The organism is Neotabrizicola shimadae, assembly GCF_019623905.1.
GTDB classification, from domain to species: Bacteria; Pseudomonadota; Alphaproteobacteria; order Rhodobacterales; family Rhodobacteraceae; genus Neotabrizicola; species Neotabrizicola shimadae.
Window position 1 is genome coordinate 656511 of sequence record NZ_CP069370.1, and the last position, 24224, is coordinate 680734.

27 protein-coding genes are annotated in these 24224 nt (G+C 67.0%); 4 read left to right on the forward strand and 23 right to left on the reverse strand.

The window, feature by feature from the left end; translation table 11 throughout:
- Positions 1 to 2: 2 nt before the first annotated feature.
- The 7 genes from JO391_RS03085 to JO391_RS03115 form a co-directional block, all read right to left on the reverse strand.
- The gene (locus JO391_RS03085; protein WP_220662740.1) at positions 3 to 1214 is read right to left on the reverse strand and encodes an acetyl-CoA C-acetyltransferase; all 1212 of its coding nucleotides are present in this window, start codon (positions 1212 to 1214) and stop codon (positions 3 to 5) included.
- Between the two features lie 9 nt (positions 1215 to 1223).
- Complete coding sequence (locus JO391_RS03090) at positions 1224 to 1853, reverse strand: glutathione S-transferase family protein (RefSeq protein WP_220664425.1); 630 nt, start codon at positions 1851 to 1853, stop codon at positions 1224 to 1226.
- A gap of 153 nt (positions 1854 to 2006) precedes the next feature.
- Entirely contained in the window at positions 2007 to 2219 is a 213-nt protein-coding gene (locus JO391_RS03095; protein ID WP_220662741.1) for a hypothetical protein, read from the reverse strand.
- A gap of 53 nt (positions 2220 to 2272) precedes the next feature.
- Positions 2273 to 4045: an acyl-CoA dehydrogenase C-terminal domain-containing protein gene (locus tag JO391_RS03100; RefSeq protein WP_220662742.1), complete on the reverse strand. Its 1773-nt coding sequence runs from the start codon at positions 4043 to 4045 to the stop codon at positions 2273 to 2275.
- 30 nt (positions 4046 to 4075) lie between these two features.
- Entirely contained in the window at positions 4076 to 4468 is a 393-nt protein-coding gene (locus tag JO391_RS03105) for a MerR family transcriptional regulator (protein WP_220662743.1), read from the reverse strand.
- A gap of 164 nt (positions 4469 to 4632) precedes the next feature.
- Positions 4633 to 5019, reverse strand: a complete 387-nt coding sequence (locus tag JO391_RS03110) for a MerR family transcriptional regulator (RefSeq protein WP_220662744.1) — start codon at positions 5017 to 5019, stop codon at positions 4633 to 4635.
- A gap of 88 nt (positions 5020 to 5107) precedes the next feature.
- Positions 5108 to 6238: a putative manganese transporter gene (locus JO391_RS03115; RefSeq protein ID WP_220662745.1), complete on the reverse strand. Its 1131-nt coding sequence runs from the start codon at positions 6236 to 6238 to the stop codon at positions 5108 to 5110.
- A 111-nt stretch (positions 6239 to 6349) separates the two neighbouring features.
- On the opposite strand from JO391_RS03115, the gene JO391_RS03120 reads away from it, so the two are divergent.
- From JO391_RS03120 to JO391_RS03130, 3 genes are read left to right on the forward strand one after another with little or no spacing between them, the layout of a single operon-like run.
- A complete protein-coding gene (locus JO391_RS03120; protein ID WP_259444811.1) occupies positions 6350 to 6781 on the forward strand; it encodes a PaaI family thioesterase in 432 nt (143 codons plus the stop codon).
- Complete coding sequence (locus JO391_RS03125) at positions 6778 to 7287, forward strand: PaaI family thioesterase (protein ID WP_220662746.1); 510 nt, start codon at positions 6778 to 6780, stop codon at positions 7285 to 7287. Before JO391_RS03120 ends, JO391_RS03125 begins: the two co-directional genes overlap by 4 nt.
- Entirely contained in the window at positions 7284 to 8609 is a 1326-nt protein-coding gene (locus JO391_RS03130; protein ID WP_259444812.1) for an MATE family efflux transporter, read from the forward strand. The genes JO391_RS03125 and JO391_RS03130 overlap by 4 nt, the downstream gene beginning before the upstream one ends.
- A gap of 3 nt (positions 8610 to 8612) precedes the next feature.
- On the opposite strand, the gene JO391_RS03135 is transcribed toward JO391_RS03130, so the two are convergent.
- From JO391_RS03135 to trpS, 16 genes are all read right to left on the reverse strand, one after another.
- On the reverse strand, positions 8613 to 9392 hold the full coding sequence (locus tag JO391_RS03135) for a TIGR02186 family protein (protein WP_220662747.1): 780 nt from the start codon (positions 9390 to 9392) through the stop codon (positions 8613 to 8615).
- Positions 9389 to 10306, reverse strand: coding sequence for a sulfite exporter TauE/SafE family protein (locus JO391_RS03140; protein WP_220662748.1), 918 nt, complete (start codon positions 10304 to 10306; stop codon positions 9389 to 9391). Before JO391_RS03140 ends, JO391_RS03135 begins: the two co-directional genes overlap by 4 nt.
- 60 nt (positions 10307 to 10366) lie before the next feature.
- Positions 10367 to 11185, reverse strand: a complete 819-nt coding sequence (locus tag JO391_RS03145) for a purine-nucleoside phosphorylase (RefSeq protein WP_220662749.1) — start codon at positions 11183 to 11185, stop codon at positions 10367 to 10369.
- Between the two features lie 97 nt (positions 11186 to 11282).
- Entirely contained in the window at positions 11283 to 12251 is a 969-nt protein-coding gene (locus JO391_RS03150; RefSeq protein ID WP_220662750.1) for an ABC transporter permease, read from the reverse strand.
- Entirely contained in the window at positions 12251 to 13351 is a 1101-nt protein-coding gene (locus JO391_RS03155; protein ID WP_220662751.1) for an ABC transporter permease, read from the reverse strand. The genes JO391_RS03150 and JO391_RS03155 overlap by 1 nt, the downstream gene beginning before the upstream one ends.
- On the reverse strand, positions 13351 to 14922 hold the full coding sequence (locus tag JO391_RS03160; RefSeq protein WP_220662752.1) for an ABC transporter ATP-binding protein: 1572 nt from the start codon (positions 14920 to 14922) through the stop codon (positions 13351 to 13353). The genes JO391_RS03155 and JO391_RS03160 overlap by 1 nt, the downstream gene beginning before the upstream one ends.
- Positions 14922 to 15917, reverse strand: a complete 996-nt coding sequence (locus JO391_RS03165) for a BMP family lipoprotein (RefSeq protein WP_220662753.1) — start codon at positions 15915 to 15917, stop codon at positions 14922 to 14924. The genes JO391_RS03160 and JO391_RS03165 overlap by 1 nt, the downstream gene beginning before the upstream one ends.
- 179 nt (positions 15918 to 16096) lie before the next feature.
- A complete protein-coding gene (gene rimI, locus JO391_RS03170; protein ID WP_220662754.1) occupies positions 16097 to 16513 on the reverse strand; it encodes a ribosomal protein S18-alanine N-acetyltransferase in 417 nt (138 codons plus the stop codon).
- Positions 16510 to 17154 (reverse strand): tRNA (adenosine(37)-N6)-threonylcarbamoyltransferase complex dimerization subunit type 1 TsaB, encoded by a 645-nt coding sequence (tsaB, locus tag JO391_RS03175; protein ID WP_220662755.1) that lies wholly within the window; start codon positions 17152 to 17154, stop codon positions 16510 to 16512. Before tsaB ends, rimI begins: the two co-directional genes overlap by 4 nt.
- Positions 17144 to 17701, reverse strand: a complete 558-nt coding sequence (locus JO391_RS03180; RefSeq protein ID WP_220662756.1) for a NifU family protein — start codon at positions 17699 to 17701, stop codon at positions 17144 to 17146. The genes tsaB and JO391_RS03180 overlap by 11 nt, the downstream gene beginning before the upstream one ends.
- Positions 17702 to 17768: 67 nt before the next feature.
- The gene (locus tag JO391_RS03185) at positions 17769 to 18848 is read right to left on the reverse strand and encodes a glycosyltransferase family protein (RefSeq protein ID WP_220662757.1); all 1080 of its coding nucleotides are present in this window, start codon (positions 18846 to 18848) and stop codon (positions 17769 to 17771) included.
- Positions 18849 to 18984: 136 nt separating this feature from the next.
- Positions 18985 to 19152 (reverse strand): hypothetical protein, encoded by a 168-nt coding sequence (locus JO391_RS03190; RefSeq protein WP_220662758.1) that lies wholly within the window; start codon positions 19150 to 19152, stop codon positions 18985 to 18987.
- 109 nt (positions 19153 to 19261) lie between these two features.
- Complete coding sequence (locus tag JO391_RS03195; protein ID WP_259444878.1) at positions 19262 to 19945, reverse strand: aspartate/glutamate racemase family protein; 684 nt, start codon at positions 19943 to 19945, stop codon at positions 19262 to 19264.
- Between the two features lie 12 nt (positions 19946 to 19957).
- Positions 19958 to 21430 carry a S1C family serine protease gene (locus JO391_RS03200; protein WP_220662760.1) on the reverse strand — a complete coding sequence of 491 codons (1473 nt, stop codon included), beginning with the start codon at positions 21428 to 21430 and terminating at the stop codon, positions 19958 to 19960.
- A gap of 109 nt (positions 21431 to 21539) precedes the next feature.
- A complete protein-coding gene (locus JO391_RS03205) occupies positions 21540 to 21995 on the reverse strand; it encodes a universal stress protein (protein ID WP_220662761.1) in 456 nt (151 codons plus the stop codon).
- Between the two features lie 253 nt (positions 21996 to 22248).
- Entirely contained in the window at positions 22249 to 23295 is a 1047-nt protein-coding gene (gene trpS / locus JO391_RS03210; RefSeq protein WP_220662762.1) for a tryptophan--tRNA ligase, read from the reverse strand.
- A gap of 79 nt (positions 23296 to 23374) precedes the next feature.
- Between trpS and JO391_RS03215 the strand changes: the two genes are divergently transcribed.
- Positions 23375 to 24058 carry a rhomboid family intramembrane serine protease gene (locus JO391_RS03215; RefSeq protein ID WP_220662763.1) on the forward strand — a complete coding sequence of 228 codons (684 nt, stop codon included), beginning with the start codon at positions 23375 to 23377 and terminating at the stop codon, positions 24056 to 24058.
- Positions 24059 to 24224 lie beyond the last annotated feature (166 nt).

A 24224-nucleotide genomic window follows, 5' to 3' on the forward strand; every position in this document is an offset into this window, starting at 1 on the left:
CGTCAGAGCCTTTCGATGATGGTGGCGGCCCCCATGCCCGAGGCCACGCACAGCGTGGCAAGGCCGGTGGATTTGCCGGTGCGTTCCAGTTCGTCCAGAAGCGTGCCGATGATCATGGCGCCGGTCGCGCCCAGCGGGTGGCCAAGCGCGATGGCGCCGCCGTTGACGTTCACCAGCGCGGGGTCCACGCCGAAATGCTTCATGAACAGGAGCACGACCGAGGCGAAGGCCTCATTCACCTCGAACAGGTCGATGTCCGAAATCGCCATGCCAGCCTGGGCAAGCACGCGTTCGGTCACCGGAACCGGGCCGGTCAGCATGATGGTGGGCTCGGTGCCGATCTTCGCCGTCGCCCGGATGCGGGCGCGCGGCTTCAGGCCATGGGCGCGGCCGAACTCCGCCGAGCCGATCAGCAGGGCGGCGGCGCCATCGACGATGCCGCTGGAATTGCCGGCATGGTGGATGTGGTTGATGCGCTCGATCTGAGGATATTGCTGCAGCGCCACCTTGTCGAAGCCGGGCATGGTCTCGCCCATGTCCTTGAAGGCAGGCTTCAGCGCGGCCAGCGCCGCCATGTCAGTGCCGGGCCGCAGGTATTCATCGCGGTCCAGGATGGTCAGCCCGTTGCGGTCGGTCACAGGCACCACCGATTTCGCGAACCGGCCCTCGGCCTGCGCCATGGCGGCACGCCGCTGGCTTTCGACCGCCAGCCCGTCGGCATCCTCGCGCGAAAAGCCGTGCAGCGTGGCGATCAGATCGGCCGAAATGCCCTGCGGCACGAAATGGGTGCCCATGGCGAGCCGCGGGTCAACCGCGATGGCCGCCCCGTCAGAGCCCATCGCCACGCGGCTCATCATCTCGACGCCGCCCGCGATATAGCCCTCGCCCGCGCCGCCCCTGACCTGGTTCGCGGCGAGGTTCACCGCCTCCATGCCGCTTGCGCAGAAGCGGTTGATCGCCAGGCCCGGAATGCGCCGGTCCAGCCCCGACATCAGGACAGCCGAGCGCGCGAGGCAGGCGCCCTGTTCGCCCACCTGGGTGACATTGCCCCAGATCACATCCTCGACCGCATGGCCGGTCAGCCCGTTGCGCGCCGCGATCCGGTCCAGCATCTGCGCCGAAAGCGCCACCGAGGTCACTTCGTGCAGCGACCCGTCCGGGCGGCCCTTGCCCCGCGGGCTGCGGATGGCGTCATAGATGAAGGCGTCTTGCATGGTTCCTCCTCAGGCCCGGTCCGAAGGATTGCCGGGCATCAGGTCATAGGGATGTTTCCAGCCGGGCAGCGCCGCGATGCGGTTCAGCCAGGCGTCGATGTGGGGCCAGTCGGCGCGGGAAAAGCCGAAGGGTTCGGGATAGAAGAGATAGCCGCAGCAGGAGAGATCGGCGACGGTGGGGCTGGTTCCTACGATCCAGTCACGCCCCTTCAGATGTTGGTCCAGCACCATGTAGGCGGCCTTGAGGCGGCCTTGCAGAAAGGGGATCACCCCTTCCGGCCGCTTCTCGGGGGCCAGGAAATTGGCCAGGAACCGGCAGGTCCCGGCCTGGCCGGAGAGCTTGTGGTTGTCCCACAGCACCCACCGCCAGACCTCCTTCTGCTCGGCGGGCGTCGCGCCGCCCATCTGCCCGGTCTTGCCGACGAGGTGATAGAGGATGTTGCCCGACTGGGTCAGCACCTCGCCCTCGTCCACCAGCACCGGCACCTCGCCCATCTCGTTCAGCTTGCGGAACTCGGGTGTGCGCGTGGCGCCGTTGAAGAAATCGACGTAGACCGGCCGCCAGTCCTGGCCGGTCAGGTTCAGCATCAACGCCACCTTGTAGGCATTGCCGCTTTCGCCGAAGCAGTGAAGCTCCATCATTCCCGCCGGCCCTCCCAGACCTGTCGTCGGCAGCGGGGGTTTCACACCCCGTCGCCTCCGGTTCTTGAACCGATGGCGAACCATCGGCGACCCCCGTGGGATATTTGAGAACAGAAGAAGCCAGGCCGCCCGGCCCGCCTTCCTCTCTTGTCAGGACTTCCGAGCCTCCAGCTCGGAATTGAACAGCCGCAGCCGGTGGGTGAGGTTGTCCTTGTCCGTCACGCTGTCGAAATGCTCGAACAGGAAGGACAGCGCCTCGCCCTCGTCCAGCCCCGCCTCCTGCGCAAAGCGGCGCAGGCGGCGGTAGCCGTCTTCCGTCATGGCGACGGGGAAGCGGCGGGTCAGGCGAAAGCGTTTGGGCATTGCATCCTCCGGCTGGTCTTGGCGCGGAATGGTCGCGGAAATTCGCCCCCAGCCTAGAACGCCTCGGCCGACAAGGCCATAACAGGTTCGGCCCCGCTTTCGATCCGGGCCAGGTGCATCGCGCAGGCCGGCAGCTGGCGCGCCATGTAGTAGCGCCCGGTGGCGAGCTTGGTTTCCAGGAAGTCCCGGTCGCCCTGGCCCGCATCCAGCGCGGCCAGCGCAGCGGCTGCCATCTTCGTCCACATCAGCCCCAGGCAGACATGCCCGGTCAGGTGCAGGAAATCGGTCGATCCGGCCAGTGCCGCGTTCGGATCCTTCATGCCCTTTTCCATGAAGAACATCGCCGCAGCCTGAAGCTGCTTGGACGCCGTCTTCAGGGGGCCGGTGAAAGCGGCCATGCGCGGGTCGGCATCATGGGCGCGGCACTCGGCTTTCACCATCTCGAAGAAGGCCATGACGTGCTTGCCGCCGTCCGAGGCCAACTTGCGCCCCACAAGGTCCAGCGCCTGCACGCCATTCGCGCCCTCGTAGATCATGGTGATGCGGGCATCGCGGGCGAACTGGCTCATCGCATTGTCTTCGATATAGCCGTGGCCGCCCCAGATCTGCTGGGCCTGCACCGTGGCCTCGAAGCCCTTGTCGGTCAGGAAGCCTTTGATCACCGGCGTCAGCAGGCTGACCAACCCGTCGGCCTGCGCATCCTGCATCCGATGCGCCCGGTCGATGAGGCTCGCGCCCCACAGTGCCAGTGCGCGCGCGCCTTCGATGAAGCTCTTCTGGTCCATCAGTGCACGACGGATGTCGGGATGCACGATCAGCGGATCGGCAGGACCAGCGGGATTGGCCGCACCAGTGATGGCGCGGCCCTGCAGCCGTTCCTTCGCGTAGGTCACCGCCTGCTGGTAGGCCGCAACAGCCACGGCATAGCCCTGCAGGCCCACGCCAAGCCGCGCCTCGTTCATCATTGTGAACATGGCGCGCATGCCCTTGTGCAGGTCACCCAGAAGCCATCCGGTCGCGCTGTCATAGTTCATCACGCAGGTGGCATTGCCGTGGATGCCCATCTTCTCTTCCACCTTGCCGGCGGACAGCGCATTGCGGGCGCCAGGCGAGCCATCCTCGTTCACCAGGAACTTCGGCACTATGAAGAGGCTGATGCCCTTCGTTCCCTCGCCGCCGCCTGGCGCCTTGGCCAGCACCAGATGGACGATGTTCTCGGCCATGTCGTGTTCGCCGGCCGAAATGAAGATCTTGGTGCCGGTGATCCTGTAGCTGCCATCCGCCTGCGGCTCTGCCCGGGTGCGCATCTGGCCGAGGTCGGTGCCGCAATGCGGCTCGGTCAGGTTCATGGTGCCGGTCCAGTCGCCCGACACCATCTTCGGCAGCCATTTGGCCTTCTGGTCTTCCGTGCCATGCGCCCGGATCGCCGAATAGGCGCCGTGCGTCAGGCCGTAGTACATCTGCAGCGCCATGTTGGCGCTGACGAACAATTCGCCCACGGCGGTGTTCACCAGGTAAGGCAGGCCCTGTCCGCCGTGATCCACGTCACAGTCGAGGCTGGCCCAACCGCCTTCGCGGATCGCGTCATAGCCCGCCTTGAAACCTTGGGGCGTGCGCACCACGCCGTTTTCAAGCCGGCAACCTTCCTTGTCGCCGACCGCGTTCAAGGGTGCCAGCACCTCGCTGGCCAGCCGCCCCGCGCCGTCCAGCACCGCGGCGGTGAAGTCGCGGTCCAGGTCGGCATAGCCCGGAATCCCGGACTCGCTCACCTTCAGCACGTCGTGCAGCAGGAACTGCATGTCGGTCACGGGGGCGGTATAGGTCATCCGGGGCTCCTCTTCCTCGTCTTCTGTGGGTCAGGCCGCGTTGCGTGCCGGTTCGGCGACAACGGCGGCATTCTCTGCCAGTTCGCCCTTCAACTCGGCGATGGCAGTGTCCAGGGCGGCGCGCTCGGTTTCCATCTCGGCCAGCCGCTTCATCGCCAGATCATAGGCGGCGCGCTTCTGGGCCAGATCGTTTCCGTCGCGGTCATACAGATCCAGAAGCTGGCGGATGTCCTCCAGGCTGAAGCCAAAGCGCTTGCCGCGCAGGATCAGCGTCAGGCGGGCACGGTCGCGCTTGGTGAACAGCCGCTTCGTGCCTTCACGGACCGGGAACAGCAGTTCCTTGGCCTCATAGAAGCGCAGCGTCCGCGGGGTCACGTCAAAGGCGTCGCACATGGTTCGGATCGTCATCAGGTCGTTTGTCATGCTTCTTTCTCCACTCTCTCGCTTTCGGGCGAGGCGCAGATGTGAAGCTTGAACCCCGATTACCAGACCAGTTGACGTGCACGTCATCGTGACGTGACGTCAGCCCGGCGGTGACGCCCCGTCACGGCCCCTTCCGCAAGGTCATGCCGCCGCGGAAGCCGGCCTCAGTCCGCCTTGGGCAGGCGCGCAAGTTCGGCCTCGGCGGTCCCCCGCAGGGCCTGCAGGTCGGCAATCGTGGCCTCGATCTCGTCGCGCTGACGTGTCAGTTCGCCAATCTGACGGTCGGCCAGGGTGAGGAACGTCTCAAGCTGCGGCCGCGTCCCCTGTTCCTCGTAGATCAGAAGCCACTGGCGAATCTCTTCCAGACTGAAACCGAATCGGCGCCCGCGCAGGATCAGTGTCATCCGCGCAACCTCGCGCGGGCCGTAGAACCGGGCGCGGCCCTCCTTCAGCGGGGCGAGAAGTTCGATGTATTCGTAGTAGCGCAGGGTGCGCGCCGTCACGTCGAACCGCGCGCACATCTCCTTGAAGCTGATGACGTCATCCGCCATGCAACCGTCTCCCTTCCAGCCGCCCGTCCGGCCCCGGATCGGGATGGCCGGACGCACCCACGCTACGCGGGCACCGGGAAAGGGGCAACTAGTTCAGAAAGCCGGGCGCAAGGATCTGGAACCCGTAGGCCAGCACCAGCGCCGGCAGCGTCGTGAACAGGGTCGCCATCACCGCTGCCCGTGGCGCAAGGGCGATGGCGGGCAAGAGCGCATCGCCGTCGTTCGACACCGCGTTGGCCACCAGCGTCGAAAAAGGCACGGCCCCGTTGATGTAGAGCGTTGCCACCACCACCTGCGGGCCGCAGCCCGGGATGAGGCCGATTGCTGCCCCGATCAGCGGCAGCAAAGGCCCGACCGCCGCGAACGCGGCCGTCAGGTCCAGGCCGCCGAAGGTCTCGATGTAGTTGTACCCAAGGTAGGCCAGGATCACCCAGGTCGAGATGAACGCTGTCTCTTCGGCCATGCGCGGCAGCGCCGGATCGTCCGGGTTTGTCATCGCCTGAACGGGGGAGAAGGCCCAGATCGCCAGACCGACGGCCACGCCGACCAAAGCGACCGCGTTCACCGGCAGGCCCAGGATTCGGGTCATCTCGATATCGGCGAAGCCCGCCGCGCCCACGACCAGGCCGGGCGCAAGGCAGGCCAGATAGGCCCAATCACGCGCCCGTATGCTGCCAATCAGCGGGGCGGCCACGCAGCTGCCGCCCTTCGGACGATAGTCCGAAGTCACGAAGCGGTCGACCAGCCAACCCGTAACAATGCCCGCTGCGAACTGCACCGGGATCAGCACGGCCGCCGCCTCTGGTTTGGTTGCGATTAGAAGGAAGGCCGCATCGCCCATGGTTGCGGTCAGTGTGGCAACCACTGCCCCGAACGATACCTTTCCCGACGTGTAGGCCGCCACCACGACGACCGCTCCGCCGCATCCGGGCGTCGCCCCAAGGAAGGCCGCAATCGGGACTTGCCATCCCCTGGCCCGCTCCATCGCCCGGCCGAGGTCGATCCCGAAAATCTTCTCGGCGCCGTAGAAAATCAGAAGGGTGGCCGCCACGAAGACCGCCACATCCACGAAGGCGCCTGCCATCATCTCGCGCGTCAGTGCCCCAAGCTCTCCCGGCGCAACTGCCAGCGCCAATAGTGCCGCGACCAGCAGCAGGCGGCCTGGACGCAAGCCGGGGGCGGGTATGGAAAGGGCAGGGGTGTCGGTTCGCAAGGTCATCGCGTTGTCGTCCTCTCGTGAGAATGCTTCGCAATTGCATTAGGTGGGTCTTGCGCTGCACTTGGCAAGGGCCAATAACTTGCGCCTGCTGTCCCTTTTCGGATCCCGCTCTTGGACCCTGCATCGAAGACCTTTGCCCGCCAGTTTATCGAGGCCTTGCCCCATGCCGCCGCGCTTGGCTTTCAGCTGGAGGACATCGGAGAGGGCAGGGCGAGAATCTCGATGCCCTATGACCCTCGCCTGATCGGCGACCCATTGACGGGTGTCATCGCGGGCGGGGCGGTCAGCGCCCTGATGGACACCGCCTCGGGCGCGGCTGTGATGTGCCATCCGGTCGGCCCCGTATCAACCGCGACGCTTGACTTGCGGATGGATTACATGCGGCCGGCGACACCCGGCCAGCGCATCACGGCTGCCGCCGAGTGTTACCACGTCACCCGCTCCGTGGCTTTCGTGCGCGTCACCGCCACCGACGAAGATGCGGACCGCCCGGTCGCCACCGCGACAGGGGCCTTCACCTTCGACCGGGAGGCCGGGGGATGAGCCGCCAGCCGCCTGAACCGGTGCAGGTCATCAAGGAACGCCGTGACGGTGCGCTGAAGGCGCTGGTGGGCGGCGTGCCCTACATCCGCTTTCTTGGCATCCAGTTCGACCGGCGCGGCGACGAGCTGACCGCCACGCTGCCCTACCGGGACGATCTGATCGGCAACCCGGTGCTGCCGGCCCTGCACGGCGGCGTCACCGCCGGCTTTCTGGAGATGACGGCGATCATCGGGCTCAGCTGGTCGCTGATCTGGGACGAGATGGAGCAGGGCCGGCTCGACCCGCAAAGCCTGGCCTCGGGCGGCCTGCCGGCCCTGCCCAAGACCATCGACTTCACGGTGGATTACCTGCGCACCGGCCTGCCGCGCGATGCCTATGCCCGCGCGCGGGTAAACCGCTCGGGCCGGCGCTATGCCTCGGTCCATGTCGAGGCCTGGCAGGACAACCGTGACCGGCCCTTCGCGCAGGCGACCGGCCATTTCCTTGTGACCCCGGTCGCTCTGTGAGCGCGCCCGACCGCGTCCTGCCGGCCATCACCCACGCCCGCGTCTTCCGCATTGCGGCACCCATCGTGCTGTCGAACGCCACGGTGCCGCTTCTTGGCGCGGTGGACACGGCGGTCGTGGGTCGCCTGGGCGAGGCCGCGCCGATCGGAGCCGTGGGTGTGGGAGCAGTGATCCTCGCTTCGCTTTACTGGATCTTCGGGTTCCTTCGCATGGGCACCACCGGCCTCGCCGCCCAGGCGCAGGGCGCAGGCGACCTGCCCGAACGCAACGCCGTCTTCCTGCGCGCACTTGCCATCGGCCTTGGTGCCGGGGCGGTGCTGGTGCTGCTGCAATGGCTCCTCTTCGGCGCCGCCTTCGCCATCGCGCCCGCCAGCCCCGAGGTCGAGGCGCTGTCCCGCCAGTATCTCTCCATCCGCATCTGGGGCGCGCCCGCCACCATCTCGCTGTACGCCGTCACCGGCTGGCTCATCGCGCTGGAACGTACGCGGGGCGTCCTCGTGCTGCAACTCTGGATGAACGGGCTGAACATCGTGCTGGATCTGTGGTTCGTGCTCGGCCTCGGCTGGGGCGTGCCCGGCGTGGCCTTCGCCACGCTCATCGCCGAATGGACCGGGCTCGCCCTCGGCCTCTGGCTCTGCCGCGCCGCCTTTGGCCGCGCCTTCGCCGCAGCCCGCGCTCGGTTCATGGACCGCGCCGCGCTTGGACGCATGGTCTCGGTCAACCGCGACATCATGATCCGCTCGGTCATGCTGCAACTGTCGTTCACGGCCTTCGTTTTCCTCGGCGCGCATCAGGGCGACGTGACGCTGGCCGCCAACCAGGTGCTGCTGCAATTCCTGGAAATCACGGCCTATGCGCTGGACGGCTTCGCCTTCGCCGCCGAAACCCTGGTCGGCCAGGCCGTCGGCGCTCGCGATCCCTTTGCCGTCCGCCGCTCCAGCATCGTCGCCTCGCACTGGGGCGTCGGCGGCGCCGCTGTCCTCTCGCTCACCTTCGCCCTCGCTGGCCCCTCCCTCATCGACCTGATGACCACCGCACCCGAGGTCCGGGAGGCCGCCCGAGCCTTCCTGCCCTGGGCCGCCGCCGCGCCGCTGGTGGGCATTGCAAGCTGGATGTTCGACGGCATCTTCATCGGAGCCACCCTCACGCGCGAGATGCTGAAGGCCATGACCATTTCGGTCGCGATCTATATCCTGGCCGTCATCACGCTCCTGCCCGCCTTCGGCAACCACGGCCTCTGGGCCGCGCTGATGGTGCTGAACATCGCCCGCGGCGTCACCATGGCGCTGCGCTATCGCGCGGCCGAAGCCAAGGCCGCCTGAGCCTCAGGCCCGGAACCGCCGGAACGCCTCGGATGCCGCCCATCCCGCAAGGGCCGCCAGCGCCAGGGCCAGCACGCCATAGACAAGCGGCTGCTCCTGCGACAGGTTGAACAGGAACCGCTCCAGACCGGCCTTGCGCACGTCGATCAACTGCTCCTGCCAATCCACGATCTTGCCCTCGCGCGTCAGGAACATGCGCACCCGGTAATCGCCCTCGGTCAGGTTCGCAGGCAGGTCCACATCGGCCCGGAACAGTGTCTCTTCCGACAGGTCCACCGCATCGGTCGCCAGCCGATAGGTGCCATCCTCCTTGCGGACACGCAGCAGCGCATCGGAAAAGGCTGCGGCATCCTCGGATTCCGATGTCGCCCCCACGGCCCGGATCGCGCGCGGTACGGTGATCCTGTGGCGCAGATCCTCGGTCCCGCTCAGGATCTCGTCGATGGGCGCGTTGGTCGCCACCTCATAGAAGCTTGGCGCGGAATCGATGGTCACCGAGGCATCGTTGATCCAGATGCCCCAGACCCGATCCTTGCGCCGCACGATCACCTTGCCGCTCGGACCCTCGACCGTGACAATCACGCCCAGGGGGCCGGAAGGCGGCGGCGCATCGCGCTTCACCGCACCATAGACGATGATCTGCGATCCGTCGAAATTCGCGGTAATGGCAATCCGGCTCTGGCTCAGCCCTGCCACGATGGTTTCCTGCGGCACATCCTGCGCCGGGACGCCGGCGCCCATCAGCGCAACCCCCAGGGCCACAAGGAATGCCCGCACCCTCATGTCCGCACCGGGGTGATCGTATACAGCTCGGTCGGCGTCAGCAGCAGGTCCAGCGCAATCTTCACCGCGACCGCCAGCACCAGAAGCGAAAGGAGGATCCGCATGTCCTCGGCCTTCAGCTTCATCTGCATCCGCGTGCCAATCTGCGCCCCGATCACCCCGCCCACGATCAGCACCAGCGCCAGAAGCATGTCCACCGTCTGGAACTGCACCGCATGGGCCAGCGTGGTGTAGGCCGACACGAAGATGATCTGGAACAGAGAGGTGCCCACCACCACCTTACCGGGCATCCCCAGCAGGTAGATCATTGCCGGCACCATGACGAAGCCGCCCCCGACGCCCATGATCGCTGCCAGAAAGCCAACGGCGGCGCCGATCAGCGCCGGCGGGATGACAGAGATGTAAAGTCCGCTCGCCCGGAACTTCATCTTGAAAGGCAGCTTGTGCAGCATCCCGTGCGTCTGGCCCCGCCGCGGCGGGGGGCCTCCGCGCTTTGCCCGTGCCCGGGCGCGCAGGCTTTCCTGCAACATCATGCCGCCGACGCCGCCCAGAAGCACGACATAGGACAGCTGCACGAACAGGTCGATCTGGCCAAGCGCCGTCATGCGCTTGAAAACCCAAACGCCGATCGTCGACCCGACAAAGCCCGCGAGCGTCAGCACCGTGCCCATGCGGATGTCCACCGCCTTGCGCCGCAGTTGCGTCAGCACGCCGGAAATGGACGAGGCAACCACCTGGTTCGCCCCGGTTGCCACCGCCACCGGGGGCGGCACACCGATGAAGAACAGAAGCGGCGTGATAAGGAAGCCACCGCCCACCCCGAACAGGCCAGACAGGAAACCGACAACCCCTCCAATTCCCAGAAGAAGGAAGGCGTCTACCGATACCTCGGCCACGGGGAGGTAAAGCTGCATGGGTGCCCGGGTACGGAAATCCTCACTTGAACCAGTCTTAGGCCCGACCGAGGACAGGGGTCAAATGGTTGCAGTCCCTGCGGCCATGGAACGCAGGAAGTTTCGCAACACCCGGTCCAGTTTTGCCGCACCAAGCGGCGCCATCGCCTTGGTGTGTTCGTGGCTGATCTTCTCGTCTGAGAGGCCCGCCGCCATGTTGGTGATGGTCGAAACCGCCGCCACCTTCAGCCCCAGGAACCGTGCAAGGATCACCTCGGGCACCGTGGACATGCCCACCGCATCCCCGCCAAGCGTACGGATGGCACGGATCTCGGCCGGGGTCTCGAAGGAGGGGCCGGAATACCAGGCATAGACGCCTTCGGGCAGTGCCACGCCCTCCGCCGCGGCGGCGGCCGTCAAACCCGCCCGCAGACCGGGATCGTGCGCGTCCCCCATCGGCACGAAACGCGCGTCGGTCTTTTCTCCGATCAACGGGTTCAGACCGGAAAAGTTGATATGGTCCGACAGCAGCATCAGGTCGCCCGGCCGGATATCGGCGCGCAGGGAACCGGCGGCATTGGTGGCGATCAGCGCCTTCGCGCCAAGCGCCTTCAGCACCTCCAGCGGCAGGCGCATCGCCGCCGGATTGCCGCTCTCATAGTAATGCGCCCGACCGCCGAGCACCGCGACGCGGACGCCCTCCAGACTGCCCACCACGAGGTTCGGATTGTGCCCCGAGACGCCGGCATGGGGAAAGCCCGGCAACTCGCCATAGGGCACCGCCACGCCATCGACCGACTGCGCCAGATGGCCCAGGCCCGAGCCCAGGATCAGGCCAAGCGTGACCGGCGCATCGCCGGCGCGGGAGCGGATGAGTTGGGCGAGGTCTTCGGCGCGCATGGCTGGCCTTTCGTTCGTTGGCAGGCATCGGGAGTGGGATACCCCGGACCCCGCTGGGATGCCTCAGGCGAAAAATGGGAGTAAGGGCCGGGGGCCCTCACCGCTCTTTCACATAGGGCTCGCCGCCCGCGCGCGGCGGAATGGCCTTGCCGACAAAGCCCGCAAGAACCAGCACGGTCAGGATATAGGGCAGGGCGTCCAGCGCCGGCACCGGCACCTTCACGCGCACCACCGCCTCCACGATGTCCGGCCTAAGCGCCAGCGCCTGGAAGAAGCCGAACAGAAGGCATGCCCACAGCGCAGGCCACGGCCGCCACTTGGCAAAGATCAGTGCCGCCAGCGCGATGTAGCCGCGCCCCGCCGTCATTTCCTTGCCAAATCCCGCCTGCAGCGCGGTGGCCATGTAGGCACCGGCAAAGCCGCACAGCACCCCGGTGATCAGCACTGCCGAAAAGCGCAGCCCCTTCACCGAGACCCCGGCCGTATCCACCGCCGCGGGGTTCTCGCCCACCGCGCGCAGCCGCAGGCCATAGCGGGTGCGGAACAGCACCCACCAGGTCAGCGCCACCACCGCGAAGGCGGCATAGACCAGGATCGAATGGCCCGAGATCACCTCGGCATAAAGTGGCCCGATCACCGGCACAGGCCGCAGCGCCTCGACGAAGGGCAGCGTAATCTCGTTGAACCGCGCCGCGCCGGTCAGCGGTGGAGTGCGCCCCCCCTGGCCGAACAGCGACTGCGCCGTCAGCACGGTGATCCCCGAGGCCACGAAGTTCAGCGCCACGCCGGAAATCAGCTGGTTGCCGCGGAAGGTGATCGAGGTCACGCCGTGGATCAGCGCAAAGACCAGCGACCCGGCGATCCCCGCCATCAGCCCGATCCAGGCCGAGCCGGAATAGAAGGCGAATGTGCCGGAACACATCGCCGCCACCAGCATCTTGCCTTCCAGCCCGATGTCGAAGATGCCCGAACGCTCCGAGTATAGCCCGGCGATGCAGGCGAAGATCAGCGGCGTGCCAAGACGCAGCGTGGAGTCCAGAAGCTGCAGAAGCGTCGCGTAATCCATCACGCCACCCCTACGCGCCGCGGCCGGAACAGCCCGAAGACCCAGACCAGCATCATCCGCACCATCATGTCCAGCGCCCCGGTGAACAGGATCACCAGCCCCTGCACCACGATCCGCAGCTCGATCGGGATCGAGGTCCACAGGCCCAGTTCCGCGCCACCCTGATACAGGAACCCGAACAGCACCGCCGCAAGCAGCACCCCGAACGGGTGGTTGCGCCCCATCAGCGCCACCGCGATGCCGATGAAGCCCGCCCCCTCAGACGAGTTCTGCACCAGACGCCCGGCCTCGCCCATCACGTTGTTGATGGCCATCATGCCGGCCAGCCCGCCCGAGATCAGCATGGCAATCATGGTGATCTTCACCGGGTTGATCCCGGCATAGCGCGCCGCCGCCTGCGACTTGCCAAAGGCTCGGATCTGATAGCCAAGCGGTGTGCGCCACAACAAGAGCCAGACCAGCCAGCAGGCCGCCAGAGCCACGAACAGCGACACGTTCGCTGGAACCTTTTTCTCGAAGAACAGGTTCAGACCCGGAATGTCGTTCAGCGTCGGCAGATGCGTGGTTTCAGGAAAGCGCGCTGTCGCCGGGTCCATCTGGCCCGTGGGCCGCAGCACATCCACCAGAAGATAGACGATCAGCGCCGAAGCGATGTAGTTGAACATGATCGTTGTGATCACGATGTGGCTGCCGCGTTTCGCCTGCAGCCAGGCCGGAATGGCGGCCCAGGCCGCGCCGAACAGCGCCGCGCCCGTGACCGCCGCCAGCAGAGCGATGGTCCAGTGCGGCCAGGGCAGCGCCAGGCAGACCAGCGCCACGCCCAGGCCACCCAGTTGCGCCTGCCCCTCGCCGCCGATGTTGAAAAGCCCGGCATGGAAGGCCACCACCACCGCCAGCGCGGTGAAGATGAAGCTCGTGGTGTAATATAGCGTGTAGCCCCAGCCGTAGGCCGAAAGCAGCGCGCCCTCGACCATGACCTTCAGCGCCTCCCACGGGTCCTGCCCGATGGCGAGGATGACCAGCGCCGACAGAATCGCCGCAAACAACAGGCTGACCAGGGGGACAAGAACAACATCGGCCCAACGCGGAAGACGGTCCATCACGCCGCCTCCCCGCTCATGCCGGCCATCAGAAGGCCCAGCTCCCGCTCGTCGGTCTTGTCCGGGTCGCGGAAGCCCATAAGGCGGCCATCGAACATCACCGCGATACGGTCGGAAAGCGACATGATCTCGTCAAGCTCCACGCTGACCAGAAGGATCGCCTTGCCCGCATCGCGAAGCGCAACGATCTGCTTGTGGATGAATTCGATGGCCCCGATGTCCACCCCCCGCGTCGGCTGACCCACCAGCAGAAGGTCGGGGTTCCGTTCGATCTCGCGCGCCACCACGATCTTCTGCTGGTTGCCGCCCGAGAAGTTCTTGGCGGCCAGCGTCGGGATGGGCGGTCGCACGTCGAAGGTTTCCATCTTCTTCGCGCAATCGGCCCGCAGCGCCGCATTGTCGGCCAACAGGCCCTTCCGGTATTCCGGGGCATTGTGATAGCCGAAGGCCACGTTCTCCCAGGCCGCGAAATCCATGATCAGGCCAAGGTGCTGCCGGTCCTCGGGCACATGGGCAATGCCCGCGGCGCGGCGGCTTTGCCCGTCTGCGCCATGTCCCGCCAGCGCCAGCTCCGTCCCGTTCAGCACGATGCGTCCGGTCGCCGCAGCAATGCCGCCAAGCGCCTCCAGCAGTTCCGACTGCCCGTTGCCCGCCACACCGGCAATGCCAAGGATTTCGCCTGCACGAATCTCGAAACTCACGCCTTTCAGGCGCTCGACCCCGTGCTCGTCCTTCACACGCAGGTTCTCGACCGCCAGAACAACCTTGCCTGGCACTGCGGGCGTCTTCTCCACCTCCAGCAGAACCTTGCGCCCCACCATCAGTTCGGCCAGTTCCTCAGGGCTGGTCTCGGCGGTCTTGACCGTGCCCACCATCGTCCCGCGCCGCATGACGCTCACGTTGTCGGTGGCCTCCATGATCTCGCGCAGCTTGTGGGTGATCAGGATCACGGTCTTGCCCTGGTCCTTCAGCCCTTTCAGGATGCGGAACAGGTGGTCGGCCTCGGCCGGGGTCAGTACACCCGTCGGCTCGTCCAGGATCAGGATTTCGGCCTGCCGGTACAGCGCCTTCAGGATTTCCACCCGCTGCTGGTGGCCCACGCTCAGATCCTCGATCAGCGCGTCGGGGTCCACGTCGAGCTCATAGTCGCGCGCCAGCCGTTCCAGTTCCTGCCGCGCCTTGGCGATGGACCCGCGTAGCATGGGGCCGTCTTCGGCGCCCAGGATCACGTTCTCCAGCACCGTGAAGTTCTGCACCAGCTTGAAATGCTGGAACACCATGCCGATGCCGGCGCGGATCGCGCTCTGGCTGTCGGGAATGGCGGTCTCGCGCCCGTCGATCCAGATGGACCCGGAATCCGCGCGGTAAAAGCCGTATAGAATCGACATGAGCGTGGACTTGCCCGCGCCGTTTTCGCCGATGATGCCGTGAATGGTGCCCTTCGGCACGGCGATGGAAATGTCCTTGTTCGCCTGAACCGGGCCGAAGGCCTTTGAAATGCCCTTCAACTCGATCGCAAAGGGGGCGGCCGTTGCCGGCCGCCCCTCCGCACCAATCCGAGTGCCCGCCATCAGAACGCGACGGCCGGGCAGGCGTTGTCCGACATGTAGTCGTGCACTGTCAGTTCGCCCGCCTTGATCTTGCCGGCGGCTGCATTCACCGCGTCCAGCATTTCCTGGGTCACCAGCGGCTTGTTGTTGTCGTCCAGCGCATAGCCCACGCCATCGTTGGCCAGACCCATCACAGTGATGCCGGGCTTCAGCTCGGGGCCTTCCTTGAAGGCTTCGTAGACCGCGTTGTCCACGCGCTTCAGCATCGAGGTCAAGACCTTGCCCGGATGCATGTAGTTCTGGTTGCTGTCCACGCCGATCGACAGGATGCCCTCGTCGGCCGCCGCTTGCAGCACGCCCACGCCCGTGCCGCCAGCGGCGGCATAGATCACGTCGGCGCCCTGGGCCTTCTGCCCCTTGGCCAGTTCCGCGCCCTTCACCGGGTCGTTCCACGCCGCCGGCGTGGTGCCGGTGAAGTTGACCACGATCTTCGCATCGGGGTTCACCGCCTTCACGCCTTCGGCGTAGCCGCAGCCGAACTTGCGGATCAGCGGGATGTCCATGCCCCCGATGAAGCCGACCGTGCCGGTCTTCGAGGCCATGGCGGCCATCATGCCAACCAGGTAACTGCCCTCATGCTCGTTGAACACGACCGATTTCACATTCGGCTGTTCCACCACCATGTCGATGATGGCGAACTTGGTGTCGGGGAAGTCCCGGGCGACCTTGTCCAGCACGTCGCCAAAGGCAAAGCCGGTCATAACAACCGGGTTGGCGCCGGATTCGGCCAGACGGCGAAGCGCCTGCTCGCGCTGCGCCTCGGACTGCATCTCCAGTTCCTTGAAGGTGCCGCCGGTTTCCTTCGCCCAACGCTCGGCGCCATTGAACGCGGCTTCGTTGAAGGATTTGTCGAACTTGCCGCCCAAGTCATAGATGATCGCGGGGTCGGCCGCGGCGATGCCGGACATCAGGGCCAGCGCAGCCGTCGCTCCGGCCAGCGTCTTCATCAGGGTCATGGAATCTCTCCCGTTGTCGTTTGGGTCAGTCGGACCATTACCCCCCTGTCCCCGGCCCCTAAGGTGCCGTTCGCGGAGGATCGGCTGGGATTAGCGCGCAGCCGTGGCGACCGGTCAAGAGCGATTTGGTCGCCGCCCCGACGGGATTTTACTTTTCGATCAAACTTGCGCCGGGCCGCTCAGCCAAGGGGCCGGGCCATCACCACTGCATCCTCGGCGCCGCCCTGCGGGTTGCGGTAGTAGCCGCGGCGCCGCCCGGCCTCGGCGAATCCCGCCGCCGCATACAGCGTGCGGGCCGCGTCATTTCCGGCCGCGACCTCAAGGAATGCGCGTTCGGCGCCCCGCTGCCGCGCTTCGTCTAGGAATCGCACCATCAGCCGCGCGCCGATGCCCTGCCGCCGCGCCGCAGGCGCGACCGCCACGGTCAGAAGCTCGGCCTCGCCCGCCAGCGCCCTGCCCATCAGGAAGCCCGCGCTGCCCTCGGTCAGAAGGAAGACGCCGGGCGACGCCATCAGCGCCACGAACTCCGCCGCCGACCAGGGCCGCGGCATGACGAAACTCTCGGCATGAAGGACGGCCAGAGCTTCGGGTGTCATGGGAGGGCCGGGTCGGGCAGGATCACCGGCGGCGGGTCCGACGGGGGCGCCGCATCCGCGCCACGCAGGTAGAACGGGGCAGGGCGCGCGCCCGGCTCCGACCGCGCGGCAATGCGCGCGATGGCCTCGCAAAGCGGCATCGCAGGTTGGATCACCGCGCCCCCGGTGACAGCCGCCATCGCCTCTGCCGCCGAACCCACCAAAGCCACCGGTCCCAGACCGCAGCCCTCCACCGTCGTCAGCCGCGCCGCGCTGCCTGGCATCTCTTGCAGATAGATCTCGCCCCGCCGCGCATCTTCCACCACCGCCAGCGGCCGGGGCAGCCCTTCGGCCAGAGCCGCCAGCCGCGTCACGCCCACTGCCGGCACAGCCAGCCCAAGCGACAGCCCCCGCGCCGCCGCCACGGCAATGCGCACGCCGGTAAAGTTGCCCGGCCCCGTACCCACGCCGATCCGCTCCACCTGGCCCCAGCCCAGCCCCGCCTCGGCCAGCACCTCCTCCAGCATCGCCACCAGCCGCTCGGCCTGGCCCGTCGCCATGGCCTCGTCCCGCGCCGCGACGATCCGCCCCCGCACAAGCAAAGCGGCCGCGCAATGCGCGGCCGATGTGTCGAAGGCCAGGGTGACCGGATCAGGCGGCAACGGGCCGCACCTCAAGCACCTCCGGGATATAGTGCCGCAGCAGGTTCTCGATCCCCATCTTCAGCGTGAGCGTCGAGGACGGGCAACCCGCGCAGGCGCCCTGCATGTGCAGATAGACCACGCCGCGATCAAAGCCGTGGAAGGTTATGTCGCCGCCATCCTGCGCCACCGCCGGCCGTACGCGCGTATCCAGCAACTCCTTGATCTGCCGCACGATATCCCCGTCCGGCCCCTCATGCGCGGCATGGCCCCCGGCCTGCGCGCCCTCCATCACCGGCGCGCCCGATTGGTAATGCTCCATGATCGCGCCCAGGATCGCGGGCTTCACATGCTCCCACCGCACCTCGTCCGCCTTGGTGACAGTCACGAAATCGGTGCCGAAGAACACCCCTGTCACGCCGCCGGCCGCAAAGATGCGCCGCGCCAAAGGCGAGGCTGCCGCCGCCTCGGCATTCGGGAAATCCGCCGTCCCCATCTCCAGAACGGCCTGGCCGGGCAGGAACTTCAGCGTCGCCGGGTTCGGCGTGGATTCGGTCTGGATGAACATCTTTAGTCTCCGACTGTTCCACTCGGATATGCGCCTCGCCCGGCGCGACGTCAACCTTGGAACGATTCTATTTCGGCAACCGCAGCCCGCGCAGGAAGGCATCCAGCCGCGCCGCCGCCGCCGTCACCGACAGCCGCCGTTCCATCTCGGCCCGCGCCGCCCCCGCCATCGCCGCCCGCGCGTCGCCATCCCCCAGAAGCCGCGCCACCGCCGCTTCCCACACGGCGGGGTCGTTGCTCACCACACCGCTCTCGGGCGTGAAGAACAGCGCGTGATCCGCCTCGTCGCTGGCGATCACCGGCACCCCCGCATCCAGATAGCCGAGGATCTTGCCAAAACTCTTGCCGCGACTGAACGGCGAAGCCGCGATGATCGGCGACAGCCCCACCGCCACGTCGCGCAGCGAGGCCAGGAAGGCGTCATAGCCCATCAGCGGCATCAGCTCCAGGTCGGCTCCCGGCCCGAAGCCCGCGCGGATCGCCGCCTCCTCCGCCGTGCCCACGCCGTAGAGGCGCAGCCGGAACCGCAGCCCACGCGCCCACAGCCGCCGCGTCAGTTCCTGCACGAAGGCCAATTCCATTGGGTATCCCGCGGGAGAGGCCTGCGCCCAGGCCACCACCGCGCCGCGTGTCCGCTGGTCAGGCGGCGGAACCGGGCTCACAGGCGTGCCGGTCCAGATCACTTCGGCCCGCGCATTCAGCCCCGCCGCCCAGTCGCGGATGAACCGGCTGCCGCAGACCACCCCCATCGCCCCCCGTGCCGTCGCTTCCAGCCGGGGCGCGATGGCCGGGTCCAGGAAATCGGCATCGTCGCAATCCAGCACAAAGGGAAGTCCCATCGCGTGATTCGCATCGTTCAAGGGATGACGGCATTGCTGGAACAGGATGAGGTCCGGCGCGAAGACCCGCATCAGCCGCCGCCGCTGGACCTCTTCCAACTGCATCGGCACCACCAGCGTGCGCCAGCCCAGGGGGCGCAGCGCCCCTGCCATGTTCCAGGCGCGCAAAAGGCTTGCCCCCTCGCGGCTGGAGCTGGGGAAAAAGGCGATGCGCGGCCCGTCCCGCCGATCCAGCGCGCGCGGCAGCACAGCCACCTCGCGCAGGCGATGCCCGCCCCAAGCCGCAAGGCGGCGCAAGACGCCCGTCACCCGACCACTCCGGCGATGCACTCAGGGAAGGGGCGCGGCATGGGGGCTCCCGTCAGGCTGACGCAATCTGGTCCGAGCCCATGCTGTTCCGGGCCCATGGGTGGCGTCAATGCTGCCCCACCGAACAGAAGTCGCCTCAGCCCTCTGCGCTCCAGTAGCCGTACATCTGCTCCAGTGCCGTCAGCGGACTTGCCGGCGGGGCAGGGCGGTTGGCCGGCTCTGGGGCATAGTAAGACAGCCCCGGAACCTCGACGCTCGGGGCCGTCGGCTGGGGCTGGGATTTCGGGGCACGCAAGGCAGACATCTGGTCTCTCCACTGTCCTTCCCTCGCCCCCCAGATAGACCTTGCAGCCACGCCGCACCACGCGCAGCCCGGAAGCACCGCCATGCAATCGGCGCATGGCTCGCTTCGTTCAGGTCAGCGCCGCCTCAAGCGCCGTCTCGCAATGGATCTTGACCGTATCGAACACCGGCACCGGCACATTGCCCTGATTCAGCAGCATGCCCACCTCGGTACATCCCAGAATCAGACAATCCGCCCCCGCCGCCGCCAGCCGACCGGCTATCGCCTCATAGCTCTGGCGCGACGGCTCGCTCACCACGTCCTGCACCAATTCCTCATAGATGATCCGGTGTGTCTCCGCCCGATCCTCTGCCCCCGGCACAACGGGCGCCAGCCCCGCCGCCCGCAGACGCCCGGTGTAGAAATCCTGTTCCATGGTAAAGGCCGTGGCCATCAGCCCCGGCCGCGACAATCCTGCCGCACGGATCGCCCGTGCCGTGGCATCGGCGATATGCACCATCGGCAGGCCAACCCCGGCCGTCATCTCGTCAGCCAGCTTATGCATGGTGTTGGTGGCCAAGAGCAGAACCTCGGCCCCACCCGCCTGCAACGCCTTCGCCTCACGGTTCAGAAGCCGCCCCAGCCCGTCCCAGTCACCGGCGGCCTGAGCGGCAGCAATCGGGGCAAAGTCCAATGACCGGATCAGCAGTTCGGGCGAATGCTTCGGCCCCAGCCTGTCGCGCGTCAGCTCGCACAGCAGCCGATAGTAGATCTGGGTCGAGGCCGCCGACATGCCTCCCAGAATGCCGATCACGCGCAACTTGCGTCACTCCCCATAGCACAGCACTGCCACGACAGATCGCGCAATGCGGTCGCTGATCCCGGCGCGCAGGTCGTCGGCGGTGCCGCGCCCTTCTGGCAAGGCCACGCCTACCTCGCTCAACCAAGCCGAAAGCACGGGGCTTGGCACGGCAAAGTTCATGTTCTGCGGCAGGGTGCCGGTTTCTTCCAGGATCGCCAGGTCATCCACCCGTGCCACCACCACCCCGATCACCGCGCCCGAGGCATTCAGTAGGGGCCCGCCCGAATTGCCCGGCTGCACCGGGGCCGAAATCATGATCTCGCCCTCGCCGCCGTCGATTCCCTTCAAGGCGCTCACATTGCCGCCCGTGACCGTCAGGCCCTGCCCAAGGTTGCCCAGATAGGGAAAGCCAAGCGCCGTGACCGGCTCACCCAGCCTCGGCCGCTCGGCCGTGCCCATGTCCAGCCAATCCTGCGAAGGTTCGGGCGCTTGCATCACCGCCAGGTCAAGCGTCTCATCCGCCGCCAGGACGGTCAGCGGCAACCCGTCGATCCGCCGCATCTCGCGGCAACCCCGCACCACATGCGCCGCCGTCACCAGGATGTCGGGCGCCACATGGAAAGCCGTTCCCGATCCGGTCGCGCCTTCCCCGATGCTCCCCTCAGTGTCCGTTTCGGGCCGGGCCATCCCGTCGTCCTCGGGCTCCAGCCGCGGCACGGTCATCGCGCCCTCCGCGCCCGGACCCTGAACCCCCGGCAGGCCGGCCAAAGCGCCGCCCGCCGGCAGGGCCAACCCGTCCAACCGCCCCGGCACGAAGCTCGCCGCCAAAAGCGACATCTGCGGCAGATAGGGCTCTGTCGCCAGAACGACCATGGTTTCAAACACCGGCCCGATGCGCTCGCTCATCGCCATGACCCGTGTGCCATCGTCCAGGTCAACGGCCGTGGACCGCCAGTCCGTATCCTCCGCATGGAACGGGTCAGACCCTTCGGCCGCCTCGCCCAGCAGGTAGTCATGCAGGGCGTCCGCCTCATCCGGCGGTGCAGAAGACAACATCAGGCCGAACCCGCCATCCTGCGAAATCCAGCTGGCGCCCTGCTCCCCGCCTTCGGGATCGGGCGCCAGCAGCGCAAAGGGGAAAAGATAGGAAACCCCGCGCTCGTCTGACTGGACGATCTGCCAGCCGTTCGCCCCGATCTCCGTCTCCAGCGCCGCCACCAGCGGTCCAAGATCGGCCAACCGTGGCAGGATGCGCCCCGCCTCGCGCCGGGTCCAGTCGTTCAGCGCGGCGCGGCTGTCCTCGCCCCAGTCGCCGTCCAGCACCCCGGTATAGTCGCCGCTCAGGGCCAGCGCCGCCTGAAGAAACAGCCGTTCTTCGGCGGCCAGGTCCGAGGGATCGAACAGGTCCAGCGTGACTGCAGCCCCGCCGACTTCAGCCGCCACCGGCCCGGCCTCCATGGCAACCAGCGGCAGGCTCAGCGCAAGCGCCAGGGCCAATCCGCGCCCCAGACCCGCGCCCCTTGCGCGCATATATGAACGATTCGTTAAGCCGCGCTCGCAAGTCATTGAAATCATTGATCTGGATGAAGCGTCCGAGCTCGGACGCTCAGGTGATGCTCTCCAGCCGCTCCTTGGACATGTCCCCCGGCACGATGGTGATGGGCACCGGCAGGCTGCCCGAGGCGCGGCTCATCGCCGTGACCAGGGGCCCGGGCCCATTCTTCTCGGTCCCGGCCCCCAGGACCAGAACCCCGATCTCCGGGCTGTCCTTGATCAGGCTCAGGATCTCGGCCACCGGGTCGCCCTCGCGGATCACCAGCTCCGGGTTCACCCCCTGCCGGTCGCGCATCCATTTGGCAAAGACCTCGAAATGGGCCTCGATCCTCTCCCTCGCCTCCGCCCGCATGACATCGGCCACGCCGAACCACTGCTGGAACTCCTCGGGCGGGATCACCGAAAGGATCGTCACCCCCCCACCCGTATGCGCCGCCCGCATCGCCGCGAACCGCATGGCATTGAGGCACTCCCTCGTGTCGTCCAGAACGACCAGAAACTTTCGCATAATCGACCTCCGCGCTCGGGATATTGTCCGAAGCCTCGTCACCTGTCCATGGCACCGCGTGGCGCAGGAGACCAAGGTCGTCGCGCGCAAGGCGCCCCCGGACCGGGGAGGGTCCGGGGGCAGTGGGGGCGGTGTTGCGGAGGGGAAGCCGCAAGGGATCTGGGAAGGGTCCGCCCCGATTCGGCGCGTTCGCCGCTCGAGGCAGAGTGGCCGCGTATTGAATCGGGGCCGTGACAGCCCCGTGAACGAGGCCTCAGCGCCAGCGCGACCGGATCATGCCGGTGATGTCGTAGACCTGCTCCAGGATGGGCCGGGCAATGGCATCGGCCCGCTCGGCCCCCTGCGCGAGGATGCGGTCGATCTCGGCCGGGTCCTGCATCAGCCGGTTCATCTCGGTGGTGATCGGCTCAAGCTTCGCCACGGCCAGGTCCGCCAGCGCCGGTTTGAACGTCCCGAACTGCGCCCCGGCGAAGTCGTGGACCACTTTCGCAGGGCTGTGGCCGGAAAGGGCCGCGTAGATGTTCACAAGGTTCTTGGCCTCGGGCCGGTCCTTCAGGCCGTCCAGATGATCGGGCAGCGGTTCCGGGTCGGTCTTGGCCTTGCGGATCTTCTTCGAGATCGTGTCGGCATCGTCGGTCAGGTTGATGCGGCTCTGGTCCGAGGGATCGGACTTCGACATCTTCTTCGTGCCGTCCCGCAGGGACATGACCCGGGTTGCGGCGCCCTCGATCAGCGGTTCCACCACCGGGAAGAAGTCGACGCCATAGTCGTTGTTGAACTTGATGGCGATGTCGCGGGTCAGTTCCAAGTGCTGCTTCTGGTCCTCGCCCACCGGTACCATCGTCGCCTTGTAGACCAGGATGTCGGCCGCCATGAGCGAGGGATAGGCGAAGAGGCCAAGCGAGACGTTCTCGCTGTTCTTGCCGGCTTTGTCCTTGAACTGCGTCATGCGGCTCATCCAGCCCATGCGGGCGACGCAGTTGAAGATCCAGCCCAGTTCGGCATGGGCCGAGACCTGGCTCTGGTTGAACAGGATCGAGCGCGACGGGTCGATGCCGGCGGCGAGGAAGCCGGCCGCCGCCTCGCGCGTGGCGTGGCGCAGCTTGGCGGGGTCCTGCCAGACGGTGATGGCGTGCATGTCCACGAGGCAGTAGATCGTCTCGATGCCCTCGTCCTGCTTCTCGACAAAACGCTTAAGGGCGCCGAGGTAGTTGCCGAGGGTGAGGCCGCCGGAGGGCTGGATGCCCGAGAAAATGCGCGGCGGGAAGGAAGCCTGAGGCGTTTGGACCGGCTCGGCCATGGGATGCTCCATCTGGAAAAGGCTGGCCCAACCGCGTAATCCATGGGCCGGAAGGCGTCAATTGCCGCAGGAGAGACGGATGCAGACGGACCACAAGGCGCCATTCCTGAACCCGATCCCCTGGGTGATCTGGCTGCTGGCGCTGCCGATGATCGCGATGGAGGTGGTGGTCAGTGCCGGGGCATCCGGGCTGGTGGGGGGGCCGGCAGCGATCGGCTGGCGGCTGGAGGCCGTGAACCGCTTTGCCTTCTCGCCCGAACTGGTGCGCTGGATGGTCGAGAACCGGCAGTTTCCGCTGGAGGGGGTGGCGCGGTTCGTGACCTATCCCTTCGTCCATGGCAGCGTGACCCATACGGTCTTTGCCGTGGTGTTCCTCCTGGCCCTGGGCAAGATGGTGGCCGAGGTGTTCCGACCCTGGGCGGTGCTGGCGGTGTTCTTCGGGTCGGCCATCGGGGGGGTGGTGCTGCATACCCTGGTGGGGCTGGATGATCCGGTGTTCGGGGCCTATCCGCCCGACTATGGGCTGATCGGGGCCTTCACCTTTCTGCTGTGGGTCCGGCTGACGGCGGTGGGGGCCAATGCGGCGCGGGCCTTCACGCTGATCGGGATGCTTCTGGGGGTTCAGCTTCTGTTCGGGCTGTTGTTCGGGGGGGGATGGTACTGGGTTTCGGACCTGGGCGGGTTCGCGACCGGGTTCCTTCTGTCCTTCGTGCTCGTGCCCGGAGGCTGGGCACGGGTGCGGGACCGCATCCGGGCAAGGTGAGCGTCCGAGCTCGGACGCTTTGCCGGTCGCAATGAAATCAATGGGTTGTGTGACCATCTTAACTTGGACTTAACACTTGCCCGAGCACGATGGGGGCTGGCCCGCTGGCCCTGCCGGGCACAGATGCCAGCCGCCGACGATGTTCCGCCCCGATGCCCCCCCTCCC